The sequence below is a fragment of the Nocardioides pelophilus genome, from assembly GCF_014180685.1.
GTDB classification, from domain to species: domain Bacteria; phylum Actinomycetota; class Actinomycetes; order Propionibacteriales; family Nocardioidaceae; genus Nocardioides; species Nocardioides pelophilus.
Genome location: NZ_JACEHF010000010.1, coordinates 18,598 through 32,698 on the forward strand (window position 1 = coordinate 18,598; position 14,101 = coordinate 32,698).

General features: G+C 71.8%; 13 protein-coding genes. 9 read left to right on the forward strand and 4 right to left on the reverse strand.

Annotated elements, in window-relative coordinates; genetic code table 11:
• Positions 1-13 precede the first annotated feature (13 nt).
• From H0488_RS03995 to H0488_RS04020, 6 genes are all read left to right on the forward strand, one after another.
• A complete protein-coding gene (locus H0488_RS03995) occupies positions 14-1,045 on the forward strand; it encodes a rod shape-determining protein (RefSeq protein ID WP_220794170.1) in 1,032 nt (343 codons plus the stop codon).
• Entirely contained in the window at positions 1,045-1,983 is a 939-nt protein-coding gene (gene mreC / locus H0488_RS24575) for a rod shape-determining protein MreC (protein ID WP_281369509.1), read from the forward strand. The genes H0488_RS03995 and mreC overlap by 1 nt, the downstream gene beginning before the upstream one ends.
• The gene (mreD, locus tag H0488_RS04005) at positions 1,980-2,552 is read left to right on the forward strand and encodes a rod shape-determining protein MreD (protein ID WP_312856207.1); all 573 of its coding nucleotides are present in this window, start codon (positions 1,980-1,982) and stop codon (positions 2,550-2,552) included. Before mreC ends, mreD begins: the two co-directional genes overlap by 4 nt.
• Positions 2,552-4,705, forward strand: a complete 2,154-nt coding sequence (gene mrdA / locus H0488_RS04010; RefSeq protein WP_183097990.1) for a penicillin-binding protein 2 — start codon at positions 2,552-2,554, stop codon at positions 4,703-4,705. The genes mreD and mrdA overlap by 1 nt, the downstream gene beginning before the upstream one ends.
• Before the next feature lies 1 nt (position 4,706).
• A complete protein-coding gene (gene rodA / locus H0488_RS04015) occupies positions 4,707-5,936 on the forward strand; it encodes a rod shape-determining protein RodA (protein WP_183097991.1) in 1,230 nt (409 codons plus the stop codon).
• A gap of 75 nt (positions 5,937-6,011) precedes the next feature.
• Entirely contained in the window at positions 6,012-6,263 is a 252-nt protein-coding gene (locus H0488_RS04020; protein WP_183097992.1) for a hypothetical protein, read from the forward strand.
• Here H0488_RS04020 and H0488_RS04025 read toward each other — a convergent pair whose 3' ends face one another.
• The 3 genes from H0488_RS04025 to ku all read right to left on the reverse strand — a co-directional run bounded on the left by H0488_RS04025 (position 6,264) and on the right by ku (position 10,221).
• Entirely contained in the window at positions 6,264-6,992 is a 729-nt protein-coding gene (locus tag H0488_RS04025; protein ID WP_183097993.1) for a hypothetical protein, read from the reverse strand. It abuts the gene before it with no gap.
• Between the two features lie 581 nt (positions 6,993-7,573).
• Complete coding sequence (locus H0488_RS04030; RefSeq protein ID WP_183097994.1) at positions 7,574-8,974, reverse strand: HNH endonuclease signature motif containing protein; 1,401 nt, start codon at positions 8,972-8,974, stop codon at positions 7,574-7,576.
• A gap of 353 nt (positions 8,975-9,327) precedes the next feature.
• On the reverse strand, positions 9,328-10,221 hold the full coding sequence (gene ku, locus H0488_RS04035; protein ID WP_183097995.1) for a non-homologous end joining protein Ku: 894 nt from the start codon (positions 10,219-10,221) through the stop codon (positions 9,328-9,330).
• Between the two features lie 17 nt (positions 10,222-10,238).
• Between ku and lhgD the strand changes: the two genes are divergently transcribed.
• Genes lhgD through ligD (H0488_RS04050) form a run of 3 tightly spaced genes read left to right on the forward strand, consistent with a single transcriptional unit; the run spans position 10,239 to position 13,311 of the window.
• Complete coding sequence (gene lhgD / locus H0488_RS04040; protein ID WP_183097996.1) at positions 10,239-11,444, forward strand: L-2-hydroxyglutarate dehydrogenase; 1,206 nt, start codon at positions 10,239-10,241, stop codon at positions 11,442-11,444.
• Between the two features lie 17 nt (positions 11,445-11,461).
• The gene (gene ligD, locus H0488_RS04045; protein WP_376768449.1) at positions 11,462-12,406 is read left to right on the forward strand and encodes a non-homologous end-joining DNA ligase; all 945 of its coding nucleotides are present in this window, start codon (positions 11,462-11,464) and stop codon (positions 12,404-12,406) included.
• On the forward strand, positions 12,403-13,311 hold the full coding sequence (gene ligD / locus H0488_RS04050) for a non-homologous end-joining DNA ligase (RefSeq protein ID WP_183097997.1): 909 nt from the start codon (positions 12,403-12,405) through the stop codon (positions 13,309-13,311). The genes ligD (H0488_RS04045) and ligD (H0488_RS04050) overlap by 4 nt, the downstream gene beginning before the upstream one ends.
• A 15-nt stretch (positions 13,312-13,326) precedes the next feature.
• Here the strand turns inward: ligD (H0488_RS04050) and H0488_RS04055 are convergent, their stop codons facing one another.
• Complete coding sequence (locus H0488_RS04055) at positions 13,327-13,866, reverse strand: hypothetical protein (RefSeq protein WP_183097998.1); 540 nt, start codon at positions 13,864-13,866, stop codon at positions 13,327-13,329.
• Positions 13,867-14,101: the final 235 nt, after the last annotated feature.

Genomic DNA, 14,101 nt, shown 5'->3' on the forward strand with positions numbered 1-14,101 from the left:
GCGAGGGCACGCGTTGAGGGCGAACAGCATCATCGGTCGCGATCTGGCCGTCGACCTCGGTACTGCCAACACGCTCGTCTACGTCCGGCGCCGCGGGGTGCTGCTCGACGAGCCCAGCGTGGTCGCGCTCAACGACTCGACGGGCGACGTGATCGCGGTCGGCCACGAGGCCAAGGCGATGATGGGCCGCACGCCCGACAACATCACCGCGCTGCGACCGCTGCGCGACGGCGTCATCGCCGACTTCGAGGCGACCGAGCAGATGCTGCGCCACTTCATCGCTCGGGTGCACAAGCGCCGCTACTTCGCGAAGCCGCGGATGGTGATCTGCGTGCCGAGCGCGATCACCCCGGTCGAGCAGCGCGCGGTCAAGGAGGCCGGCTACCAGGCCGGCGCCCGCCGGGTGTACGTCGTCGAGGAGCCCATGGCCGCCGCGATCGGCGCCGGGCTCCCCGTCCACGAGCCGACCGGCAACATGGTGGTCGACGTCGGCGGCGGCACCACCGAGGTCGCCGTGATCTCGCTCGGCGGCATCGTCACCAGCCTGAGCATCCGCACCGCCGGCGACCAGCTCGACGCGGCGATCGTGGCGTGGATGAAGAAGGAGCACGGCCTCATGCTCGGCGAGCGCACCGCCGAGGAGGTCAAGATCACCCTGGGCTCGGCGTTCCCCTCGCCCGGCGAGCCCGAGGGCGAGGTCCGCGGCCGCGACCTGGTCACCGGCCTGCCCCGCACCGTCATCGTGACCACGGCCGACATCCGCAAGGCGCTCGAGGAGCCGCTGCACCAGATCGTCGACGCCGTACGGGTCACCCTCGACCAGACGCCGCCCGAGCTCGCCGGCGACATCATGGATCGCGGCATCGTGCTGACCGGGGGCGGTGCCCTGCTGCACGGCCTCGACGAGCGGATCCGCCACGAGACCGGCATGCCCGTTCACGTCGCCGACAACCCCTTGGTGTCGGTCGCGCTCGGGGCCGGTCGCTGCGTCGAGGAGTTCGAGGCGCTCCAGCAGGTGCTGATCACCAACCCGAGGCGCTTCTGATGAGTCTCGACACCCGGCCCCCGCGCCAGCACCCGGTGCGCCAGGTCGCGACCCCCCGCGAGCGCCAGGCGGAGCGCGGCATGCCGTCCCGCTCGCTGCTGCTCGCGCTGGTCCTGGCGTGCATCGCGCTGATGGTCGTCGACCGCACCAGCGGCGACGAGTCGCCGGTCGCGCCGGTGCGCCGGGTGGTGGGCGAGGTGCTCGGGCCGGCGCAGGCCGGCGTGAGCGCGGTCCTCGGACCGGTGGTCGCGCTCCCGGGCAACCTGCGCACCAACGACGCCCTCCGCGAGGAGAACGCCGACCTCCAGGCACGGGTCGACGCCCTCGAGCAGGAGGCGCGCAAGGCGGGCTACGACGACAACCGGATGCAGGAGTGGGCCGGCCTCGGGCAGATGTCCACCGGGACGGGCTACGCGCTGGCCCCGGCGCGGGTGATCTCGTACGGCGCCGCCCAGTCCTTCTCCAACACCGTCACCATCGACGCCGGCTCCGACTCCGGCCTGCGCCCCGACATGACCGTCCTCAACGGCGACGGCCTGGTCGGCCGGATCCTCGAGGTCACCAGCCACACCGCCACCGTCCTGCTCGTCGTCGACGCCAGCTCCACCGTGGGCGGCCGGGTTGGCGACAACATGGAGAACGGCATGGTGGAGGGCCAGGGCGGGTTCGCCGCCGACGAGCCGCTGGAGCTGCGGCTTCTCGACGACACCGTCCTGCCCGAGAAGGGACAGACGGTCGTGACCTGGGGCAGCGAGGGCGGTGCGCCGTACGTCTCCGGCGTGCCGATCGGCGAGGTCGACAAGGTCTTCGAGGACCTCCGGCTCGGCACCTACCGCGCGGTCCTCGAGCCGTTCGTCGACTTCACCAGCCTCGACCTGGTCGGCGTCGTCGTGCCGTCCGGTGGCGACGGCGTGATCGAGCCGGGAGCCTTCCAGTGAGCGGGACGCAGCGGCTGGTCGCCGCCCTGGTCACCGTGGTCGCGGCCCTGCTGCTGCAGGTCACCGTCTTCCCGCACCTCGCCTGGAACGGGGTCGTGCCCGACCTGGTCCTGCTCGCCGTCGTCGGCGCCGCGCTGGTCACCGACCCCCGCTTCGCCACCCTGCTCGGCTTCGGCGCCGGCCTGCTGCTCGACCTGGCGCCGCCGGCCGACCACACCGCCGGTCGCTGGGCCCTGGCCCTGATGGTCGTCGGGTACGTCGTGGGCCGCCTCGCCCACGACCACTCGTCCGCACAGGCCGGCAGCGCGCGCCCGGCGTACCCGCTCATGCTGGCCGCCGGCGCGGGAGGCGCCTTCGTCGGCACCTCGGTCTTCGCCCTGTCCGGCTTGTTGCTGCGCGACCCGGCCGTCGACGTGGGCGAGCTGCTCGAGGTGGTGCTCGCCGCGGTTGCGTACGACGTGCTGGCGGCGCTGGTCGTGCTGCCCGCGGCCGTGTGGGTCTTCACGCGTGAACCGGGCGCCCGCCCGGCGCAGGTCACCCCCCGCACCCCACGGCGGACGCCTGTCTGATGCCCGCGTCGACCAGCAGCTCCTCGCACCGCAGCCGACTGCGGCTGATCGTGATCCAGGCCCTCGCGTTCTCGCTGCTCGCGACCCTCGCCGGACGCCTGTACTACCTGCAGGTGGTGACGGGGGAGGAGTACCAGGGCAAGGCCGCCTCCCAGTCCGTGCGGGACATCGTCGTGCAGCCGGAGCGGGGGCTGATCGTCGATGCGATGGGACGGCCGCTGGTCACCAACAGGCTGACCTGGGTGGCGTCGATCGACCGCACGCTGGTGGGCCGGATGGAGCCGCGGCTGCGCCGCGCGCTGCTGCACCGGGTCGGCCGGGTCATCGGCATGGAGCCGCGCCAGATCGCCCGCAAGCTCGTGCTCTGCGGCACCGAGGGTGCCAAGGAGGGCGTGTGCTGGAACGGCTCGCCGTACCAGCCGGTCCCCGTGGCCCAGGACCTCGAGGACGCCACCGCGTTGCGGATCAACGAGCAGCCGGAGGACTTCCCCGGGGTCGTGGTCGTGCAGCAGAGCGTGCGCGACTACCCGGAGCCGTTCGGGATCAACGCCGCCCACCTGCTGGGCTACCTCAGCCCGATCACCAAGGAGGAGTTCGAGGCCGCCGAGCTGGCCGGCGACACCTCCGTCAACGGAGCCTCGGTGGTGGGGCGCGCCGGCGTCGAGAAGGAGTACGACGCCTGGTTGCGCGGGCAGCCCGGCTACCAGCGGGTGAAGGTCAACGCCAACGGTGAGGTGATCGGCGAGGACAGCGACATCCAGGCGCAGCCGGGCGACACCCTGGTGACCTCCATCGACGCGAAGGTCCAGGGCATCGTGGAGCGGCAGCTCCACGAGATGATCACGATCGCCCGCGCCACCGTAGACCCGGTCACCGGGCGCCGCTTCGAGGCCGACTCGGGCGCCGCCGTGGTGATGGAGGTGGACACCGGCCGGATCGTCGCGATGGCCAGCCAGCCGACGTACGACCCGGAGGTCTGGGCCGACGGGATCACCCAGAAGCAGCTCAAGCACCTGTACTCCGAGGCGGCCGGCACTCCGCTGCTCGGGCGCGCGATGCAGGGCCAGTTCGCGCCGGGCTCGACGTGGAAGCCGTTCATGACCGCTGCCGCCCTCACCCACGGCTACAGCGCCGACACCCGGCTCAACTGCTCCTCGGCCTTCCGGGTCGGCAACCGGGACTTCAAGAACTACGAGTCCGGTGCCTACGGCTACATCTCCTTCGCCGACGCGCTGCGAGTCTCGTGCAACACCTTCTTCTACCGGATCGGCTACGACTACTGGCAGCGGTTCGGCTCCGACGTCGCCGACGTCGACGCCAAGGACCCGCTGGTCGAGCAGGCCCTGGACTTCGGCTTCGGCGGCGCGACCGGGATCGACATCCCCGGCGAGGCGTCCGGCCGGATCGCCGACCGCAAGTGGAAGCGGGACTACTACCGCTCGATGAAGGACTACTACTGCGGCATCGCCGACAAGCCGCAAGACCACCCGGACAACGAGGGGACCAGCGACTTCGTCTACAAGTTCGCCTACGAGTTCTGCGTGGAGGGCTACGCCTACCGGGCCGGGGACGCGGTGAACTTCGCGATCGGTCAGGGCGACACCATCGTCACCCCGCTCCAGCTCGCCCGCGCGTACGCCGCCATCGCGAACGGCGGGACGCTCTGGGAGCCGCGGGTCGGGAAGGCGATCGTCTCCCCGGACGGCGAGGTGGTCCGCCGGATCGCACCCGAGAAGGGCGGCCAGGTCGACGTGCCCGCCTCCGTCCTGAGCTACATCGACGAGGCGCTCAAGGAGGTCTCCCGGACCGGCACCATGGCGTGGAAGCTGGGCGGCTTCCCGCTAGACGACGTGCAGATCCGGGCGAAGACCGGCTCCGCCGAGGTCTACGGCAAGCAGTCGACGGGCTGGGTGGCGTCGTACACCGACGACTACGTCGTGGTGATGATGATCAGCCAGGGCGGCACCGGCTCCGGCTCGACCGGCGACGGCGTGCGCAAGATCTGGGAGGCGCTGTACGGCGTGGACGGCGAGTCCGTCGTTCCCGCGAAGGCCGCGATCCCCGGCACCGTGCCTCCCGAGGAGCTGCCGGTCTTCAGCCGTGACGGCTCGATCCTGCCGCCCGCTCGTGAGCCCGCTCGTGAGGAGGACTGAGATGACTGGTGCGGTCGGAAGCCGGACCTCCGCGCGGTCACGCCGGGTCGCCTCGACGACCGGCACCGGCTGGCTGCGGTGGCGTGACCTCGACCTGCTGCTCCTCGCCGCGGTCGTGCTGCTGGGCGTGCTCGGCTGCCTGCTCGTCTGGTCCGCGACCGTGCACCGCGACGACCTGACCGGTGGCGACCCGAAGGCGTTCCTCGCCAAGCAGATCGTCAACCTCGGCATCGGCGTCGGCCTGATGGTCGTCGTGGCCGCCACCGACCACCGGTGGGTCCGGATCCTCGCGCCCGTCGGCTACGGCCTGGCCGTGGTCGGACTGGTGCTGGTGCTCGTCATGGGCACCACGATCAACGGCTCGCGGTCCTGGCTGATGCTCGGCGGGCTCTCGCTGCAGCCCTCGGAGCTGGCCAAGCTGGCCGTGGTCGTGGGGATGGCGCTGGTCGTGGCCGAGCGGAGCGAGGGTCGGTGGCGCGACCGGGTCGGCACGGTCGACGTACTTCTCATGCTGGCGGTCGCCGCGCTGCCGGCCGCACTGATCCTGGCCCAACCCGACCTCGGCACCATGCTGGTGCTGAGCGCGACCATCTTCGGCGTGATCGCCGCGTCCGGGGCGCACCGGCGCTGGCTCGTCGTCCTCGCCGGGTCCGGGGTCCTCGTCGCCGTCCTCGCGGTGTCCAGCGGCTTCCTCGAGCAGTACCAGGTCGATCGGTTCCTCGCCTTCACCGACCCGGGCCGCGATCCCCGTGGGGCGGGCTACAACGTCGAGCAGGCGCGGATCGCGGTCGGCAACGGCGGCCTGTTCGGCCAGGGCCTCTTCGACGGCTCCCAGACCGGGTCCGGGTTCGTCCCCGAGCAGCACACCGACTTCGTCTTCACCGTCGCCGGCGAGGAGCTGGGGCTGGTCGGCGCCGGCTTCCTGATCCTGCTGCTGGGTGTCGTGCTGTGGCGTGCGCTCCTGATCGCCGCCCGCACCGACGACGTCTTCGGCCGGATCGCAGCCGCCGGGATCGCCTGCTGGTTCGGCTTCCAGGCGTTCCAGAACATCGGGATGTGCGTCGGGATCATGCCGGTCACCGGCGTACCGCTCCCGTTCGTGTCGTACGGCGGCTCCTCGATGTTCGCCGGCATGCTCGCCATCGGGCTGCTCCAGAACATCCACCTGCGCACCCTCACCGCTCCCGCCTCCCGGATGCAGCCGGCGAAACGGGTGCTGGTGAGGGGCTGAACGCTGCCGGTGCCGGCGACGCGCCTGGCTGAGACTGTCGGCGCGCGGGCCTAGGGTTCGTCAGGTGAAGACACGATGAGCAAGGAAGCGGCCCTGCGGGCGATGCGCGAGGCGCGGTTCAACGCACGGTCGGCGCGTACGCCGACTCCCGCGAAGCCGGCGACGCCGGTCGCTCGACCGGCCAAGCCCGACGCGCCGGCCCCTGCTCCGGCGACCGCGGCTGCCCCGGCCTCAGCATCCGACGCGCTGTGTGGGCACCGTTCGATGAACGGGCGCACCTGCACCCGCGAGCAGGGGCACGCGGCCAAGAGCCACCGCTATTCCTAGCTACCAGCCCACGGCGATCGAAGCCAGGGCGCTCGAGACGACGAACGTCAGCAGGAAGGCCCAACCGCCGGTCAGCCGACGTGTCCCGGGCTGTGGTGGCCGCGACAGCCCGGTCGGCCCGCCCAGCACAAGGTAGGCGAGCATTCCGAGCGGGGCGGCGATGCCCTGGATCCAGAACCACGCCCAGCGGGTCGCGCGCCAGGGCTGCGGGCCCACGATCAGCAGCCCGAGGGTCGCCAGCACCAACAGCGGGCCGCCCAGCGCCAGCGGCCACGGCAGCTGCCAGGCGAGGAAGCTGGCGCTGAAGGGCGGACCGGGGTCGGACCTGCGCTCGACGTCCAGGTCCTCGTTGGACGCCACCAGTCGGTCGACAACCCCTGGTCTGACGAGCGGGAGCCTCTCGTCGCCCCGTGGCCCGCTCCGGCGCGGCTTGGCCTCTCCGAGCTCCACGTAGTAGGCGAACGGGCCATCGCGCCAGTGCAGATCCACCCGCGCATATCCCCGCGCTCCTTCGGGCATCCCGCCGTAGACCTCGACGGACGTCACCTCGCCCGAGGCGACTGCGTCCTCGAGGTCGGCCAGCGACGAGGAGCGCTCACCGACGAACACCACGGCCCCGAGCAGGACGATCCAGCCCGCGAACAGCGCCCACCCGAACCGTCGTGCCCCTGCCGACCAGGCACCCGGCGCCAACGGGTTCGGCGCCTCGATCGCCGTCGGTGTGGTCATCGTGAGCACCCTTCGTTCCGTGGGTAGACGCCAGCGGAGTGGTCAGGCCCCGAGCGCCCGATGCTAGTCCGGAACCCATCTCCGCACGCCGATCGACGCCGCTGCGGCGACCGCGTCGGTGGTCGAGGAGGTCGCGCAGCGACCGTCACGAGACCCCCGGGCATGCCTATGGCCCGCCGGGGGCAGGTTCCAGGGGACGTGCGGGTGCCTTGGTTTCGAGGCTCGCTGCGCTCGCACCTCAACCAGCGGCGTCCGGTGGTCGAGGAGGTCGCGCAGCGACCGTCACGAGACCCCGGGCCCGGTGGTCGAGGACGTCGCGTAGCTCGTCACCTTCGGTGGTCGAGGAGGTCGCGCAGCGACCGTCACGAGACCCCCCGGACGTGCCTGTGGCCCCGCCGGTGGCGAGGTCCGGGGGCTGAGGGGCGTGCGGGTGCCTTGGTTTCGAGGCTCGCTGCGCTCGCACCTCAACCAGCGGCGGGCGCGCGCGCTGGCTGGTGGTCGAGGAGGTCGCGCAGCGACCGTCACGAGACCCCGGGCATGCCTGTGGCCCCGCCGGGGCGGGGTCCAGGGGGGTGTGGTGGTCAGGGAGCGGGTTCGGTCCAGTCGGGGTCGGCCCAGTCGGGAGGATCAGGGTCGGGTTCGGGGTCGACTGGTCGGGGTGGGTCGAGCACTCGGGTGCCGGTGTGGTCGACCAGCCAATGCTGCCCGTGCGGTGAGGACCACAGATAGGTCCCGGGCTGGACGATGACGTAGCGCCAGTAGCCGAAGGTCTTGGCCCGATGATGTCGCCGACACAGGGGCACGAGGTTGCAGGGGCAGGTAGAGCCGCCGGCGGCGTGCGGGTGGGCGTGGTCGAGGTCGCAACGTTCGGCACGACGGTTGCAGTGCGGGGCACGACAGGTGTGGTCGCGCAGCTCGACGCGGCGCCGGAGCCGGTCGGGGATCTCGTAGGAGTCCACCGGGACGTGCTCGGCCAGGTCGACCACCGGCCGGACGATCACGCTGGTGCCGGGTTGTGCGCACCACCGACGGATCTGCTCCACGCTCACCGGGGTCTGGGTGTTCCCCCACCGACCCACAGTGCTGCAGCCTGTCCTGACACCAGTGCTGATCCCGGTGAGGGCGGTGTCGGTGAGGTGGACGAACAGCTCGACCTTCCGACCGGGCACGGTGCGGCTGAGCTCGCCGGTGTCGGGGTCGGCGAGGGGCAGGTCCAGTGACAGGTCGTGTCGCGCCAGCTCGCCGGCGGCGATCGAGCGGCGTACGTCGAGGGACTCCTCGCAGCCCAGCTGGCCCAAGACGGTGGCGCGGCGCGAGAGGGCCTGGTCGAGGTCCATCGCGTCGGCGGCATCCAGCACCCCGGAGATGTGGGTGACCCCCTTGCCGGTCTCGGTGGGGTGGATGGTGAAGTGCCGGTGGTCGGCGCTCTCCTTGCGTCGTTCCTCCGCGGCCTGGGGGTCGAACCTGGCGATCGCCTCAGCCACGAGGCGTTCGACCTGGACCCAGGTGCAGGTCGGGAGCGCGAAGGCCAGGTTGCGGTCCACGAACGCCGCTGCCTCCGCCGTCAGGGTGCGGGTGAGGTCGGCGACCCGCAGTGCTTTCCACACCGGGACCTTCCCGGCGTACACGGCGTCGCGGACCCGCGGGAGCCGCCAGCCGCACTCGATGACCTTCCCGACATGGTCCCGGCCACCGTCGAGGGACCGGCCCAGGGTCGCGACCAGCTCGCTCAACCCGAACTCCGAGACCAGGGGTGCGCCGGGGCCCGCGATCGGGATCCCCGTATCGACATACGAATCGCGGATCGTCGCGGCGCCCTCGAGGTCCTCGACCACGTTCGCATCAGCCCACGCGATCACGTTGCGGAACTCCTCGACCTCGACCCGCTGCCGGGCCTGGACGCCGTCGGCGAGGTCGCGCAGCAGCTCAGCGGTGGACCGGCCATCCGATCCGGTCGCCCAACCACTCCGCGTCTGTTTCATAAAGAACATTCAACACGAGGGCACCGACACAACCCGCACGTCGGGAGCCTGGCTGTGGAGAACCGCCTCGGGTCTCGTGACGGTCGCTGCGCGACCTCCTCGACCACCGGCGTGGCGGCGGCCTCCTCGACCAGCGGCGTGAGGGGTCTCGTGACGGTCGCTGCACGACCTCCTCGACCACCGAGGCGAGGGGTCTCGTGACGGTCGCTGCGCGACCTCCTCGACCACCGGAGTCGCGCCCTCCTCGACCTCCCGCCCGCAGGGGTCTCGTGGCGGTCGCTGCGCGACCTCCTCGACCAACGTAGCCGCGACCTCCTCGACCACCGACGGGCGGCGACTCATCGACCGGCGGGTCAGCTGGCCTTCTTGGCAGCAGCCTTCTTCTTCGCGGCGGTCTTCTTCGCAGGTGCCTTCTTCGCAGCCTTCTTCGCGGGCTTCTTGGCGGCCGGCTTCTTCTCCTCGGCCGGCTCCTCGCCCCGGGCGGTCTTGGCGGCCTCGACGGAGCGCTGCAGGGCGGCGAGGAGGTCGACGACCTCGCCGCCGGTCTTCGTCGACGTGGGGGTACGGCGGACCTCGCCCCCCTCGACCTTCGCCTTGACGACAGCCTCGACGGCCGCTGCGTAGTCGTCCTCGAACTCCTCGGGCTCGAAGTCGCCGGCAAGGGTCTCGACCAGCATCCGCGCCATCTTGACCTCGGCGTCCTTGACCTCGCCGGTCTCGACGTTGAAGTCGGGCGTGCGGATCTCGTCGGGCCACATCATCGTCTGCATGACGATCACGTCGCCGCGCACGCGCAGCACCGCGGTAGTGGTCCGCTGCCGCAGGGCGACCGTCACGACGGCCATCCGGTCGGCCTCGAGCAGCGCCTGCCGCAGCAGGGCGTAGGGCTTGGCGCCGGTCGACTCCGGCTCGAGGTAGTAGGACTTCTCGAAGAGCATCGGGTCGATTTGGTCGGTGGGGACGAACTTCTCGACCGCGATCTCACGCGACGACGTGGAGGGCAGCTCGGCCAGGTCGTCGTCGGTGAGGATGACCATCTCGCCGTCCTCGGTCTCGTAGCCCTTGGCGATGTCGGCGTAGGGGACCTCCTCGCCGTCGATCGAGCAGATCCGTTGGTACTTGATCCGGCCGCCGTCCTTGGCGTGCACCTGACGGAACGACACGTCGTGGCTCTCGGTCGCGGAGTAGAGCTTCACCGGCACGCTCACGAGGCCGAACGAGACGGCACCCTTCCAGATCGCACGCATGATGACAGGGTACGACCATGCACGGACATACCGTGGCCGTCGTAGGGGGAGGAATCCTCGGACTGGCCGTCGCGCGCGAGCTCACCCGCCGCCGTCCGGGCACCCAGGTGGTCGTCTTCGAGAAGGAGGACCGGCTCGCCGCCCACCAGACGGGCCACAACTCGGGCGTGGTGCACGCCGGGATCTACTACCGCCCCGGCAGCCTCAAGGCCGAGCTGTGCGCGCGCGGTCGCGGCCTGCTCCGCGACTACTGCCTCGAGCACGACCTGCCGTACGTCGAGTGCGGCAAGCTCGTCGTCGCCGTCGACCCTGCCGAGATGAGCCGGCTCGACGCGCTCGAGCGCACGGCAACGGAGAACGGCGTTCCCGGCCTGCGCCGCATCGGAGCAGGCGAGATCACCGAGATCGAGCCGCACGCGACCGGGCTGGCCGCGCTCCACTCGCCCCGCACGGCGATCACCGACTACGTGGCGGTCGCGCGGCAGTTGGCGGGGGACGTCGAGGCGGCCGGCGGCGTCGTACTCCTGTCCACGGCGGTCACCGACGTCTTCCGCGCCGGACGGGGCAGCCGGCTGCAGGTCGTCGCGGCCGGGGCGGTGCACCACGTCGACCACCTGGTGCTGTGCGCCGGTCTCGACGCCGGCCGGCTCGGCCGTCGCATCGACGGGCAGCGGGAACCGCGGATCGTGCCGTTCCGCGGCGAGTACCTCGCCGTGACCGGCCCGAAGCGCGACCTGGTGCGCGGCATGGTCTATCCGGTCCCCGACCCGCGCTACCCGTTCCTCGGCGTCCACTTCACCCGACGCGTCGACGGCAGTCTGGAGATCGGCCCGAACGCGGTGCTGGCGCTCGATCGCGAGGGGTACGGCGTACGCCCCGGCCTCCGTCTCGCGGACGCAGCCGGAACCCTCGCCCATCCCGGCTTCTGGCGGATGGCCCGCACCCACTGGCGTACCGGTGTCCGGGAGGTGCGCGGGTCGCTGTCGAAGCGGGCCTACCTGAGCGCTGCCCGGCGCTACGTGCCGGACATCGGTCCCGCTGACGTGGTGCGGGCCGGCGCGGGCGTCCGGGCCCAGGCGGTCGCACGCGACGGCTCGCTGCTCGACGACTTCGCGATCGTCAGCAGCAACGGGGTCACGAGCGTGCGCAACGCCCCTTCGCCGGCGGCGACGTCCAGCCTCGCGATCGCCGAGCACGTCGTGGACCTGATCCAAGGCGGCTGAGCGGCATGATGGGGTCCGTGCCTGCGCTGCTGCCGATGCTCGCGACCGCGGGCACCCACGTGCCTGTCGGCGACGACTGGCGGCACGAGGTGAAGTGGGACGGCGTCCGGGCGCTCGCGCACGTCGACCCCGCGACGGGGTCCGGCGTGCGGCTCACCAGCCGCAACGGCAACGACATCACCGGCGCGTGGCCGGAGCTGGCCTCGCCTCCAGCCGCCCGCGACGTCGTGGTGGACGGCGAGATCATCGCGCTGAACGAGCGCGGCCTGCCGGACTTCCGGGTGCTCGCGGAGCGGATCCACGTGCGCAAGGCGGCGACGGTGGCGCGGCTCGCCGAGCGGGTCCCCGCGACGTACATGGTCTTCGACCTGCTCCGCCACGACGGCGTCGACCTCACCCCGTTGCCGCTCACCGAGCGGCGTGCCCGGCTCGAGGCTCTCGACCTCGGCGACTCCGGCTGGCAGGTGCCGACCACGTACGACGACGGCGCCATGCTCTTCGACGCGACCCGCGCGCAGGGGCTCGAGGGCATCGTCAGCAAGCGGCTCGACTCGCGCTACCGGCCGGGCGAGCGCACGCCCCACTGGCTGAAGTTCGCGCACCGGCACCGGGCGTCGTACGTCGTGGGCGGCTGGCGCCCGCAGGTCGGGGGCACCCACCTCGCCGCGCTCCTCGTCGGCGAGCCGACCGCCGACGGCCTGCTCTACCGCGGCCGGGTCGGCAGCGGGATCGGGCCGAAGCAGTCGAAGCTGCTGACCGAGGTGGTGGCGCCTCTCGGACGGGGCACGAGCCCGTTCGCCGACGAGGTGCCCCGGGTCGACGCCCAGGGCACGGTCTGGCTGGAGCCGGTCCTGGTCGTGGACATCGACACCCACGGTGCCGGCTACGAGCGGCTGCGGCAGCCGTCGTTCCAAGGCCTGCGGGGCGACCTGACACCCGACGATCTCGGAGGCGGCCGATGAGCGAGGTCCACGTCGACGTCGAGGGGCGCACCCTCAAGCTGAGCAACCTGGAGAAGGTGCTCTATCCCGCGACCGGCACCACCAAGGGGGAGGTGCTCGACTACTACGCCAAGATCGCCCCGGTGCTGCTCCCGCACCTCGCCGGTCGGCCGGTCACCAGGATCCGGTGGCCGCACGGTGTGCAGACGATGAGCTTCTTCGAGAAGAACGTGCCCCCCGGCACCCCGTCGTGGGTGCGCACCGCTGAGGTCCCGACGACCGGGTCGCGCGGCACCAGCCGCAACGGCGACACCCTGGTGTTCCCGATCGTCGAGGACCTCGCCACCTTGATGTGGATGGTCAACCTCGCGGCTCTCGAGCTGCACGTGCACCAGTGGACGGTCGACGAGTCGGGCGAGCCCCGGGGTGCCGACCGGCTGGTGGTCGACCTCGATCCCGGCGAGCCGGCCGGGCTCCACGAGTGCTGCCAGGTGGCGCTCCTCGCCCGGAAGGCGCTCGCCGCGCGCGGCCTGGACGCGCGGCCGGTGACCAGCGGCAGCAAGGGCCTCCACCTCTACGCCGACCTGTCGTCGTACCTGCCGTCGGAGGAGGTGACCGGCGTGGCCAAGGAGGTCGCCGAGGAGCTCGCCACCGCCCACCCCTCCTCGATCACCGCGACCATGACGAAGGCGCGGCGCCGCGGCAAGGTCTTCATCGACTGGTCGCAGAACGCCGGCTCGAAGACCACGATCGCGCCGTACTCCCTGCGCGGGCGGGACCGCCCCACCGTCGCCACCCCGGTGACGTGGGACGAGGTCGAGGCCGGCGCCGAGGACGAGCTGGCGCTCGACCAGTTCGGGATGGCCGAGGTGCTCCGGCGCGTCGAGGAGTACGGCGACCTCTTCGCTGCTGTCGAACCTGACTGACCGCGCCCGGGCGAGCTAGTCCGGCACCCACCGCCGGATCTCGAGCTCGTCGTCGAGGGAGAGCGCGGGTGGTTCCGGTGCCCACGCTGGCGGCTCGAGCGTCCACGACCGAGGGACGCTGCGTGCAGCAGCGCGTTCGCGAGCCGCGACCATCCGCGCGATCTGCACCTCCGGCCCGTCTCCGGCAACGATGACGAAGGGCTCGACGCCATGACCACGCATCAGTTCCGAACGCGCGACGTCGGTGCGGTGGCGGGACCGGTCACGGTGGAGCGCGCCGTCGTACTCGCCTGCCACACCGGTCTCCGGCCAGATCTCGTCGACGACCGCGCGTTCGACTCCGACGCAGCGAATCCCCTGCACGAGCCAGATCCGGTGTCCCTCCAGGCTGACTCGTGAGGTGATGCTCTCAGCGGTGTCGCTGAGCTTGCGGGGCGTCACCAAGGGCACCGGCAGGCGGGTGCGGCCGTCGTTCGCGAGACCGTCGAAGAACCCTGCGCGATAGAGGCGCAAGGCGGCCCAGCCGGTGACGGCGCCGTCGTCCCCGCAACGCACGGACTGTTCGAGGATCCGTGCTCGACGACGGAGCTGTCGGTCGAGGACGGGACGTGGTAGCCGTGGGTCGTTTGCCGCCAGAGTCCGCGCCGCGCTTGGTGGCGGGTCGGTCCCCGGAGGCCTGCGGGGTCGATTCGCACCGGGACCACCAGGCCCCGCGCGGGTGGACAGCGCGGCCTCCATCGATCGGGCATGCGCAGAGGTGTGCCCGACGACGAGGTCGCTCGAAACCGGG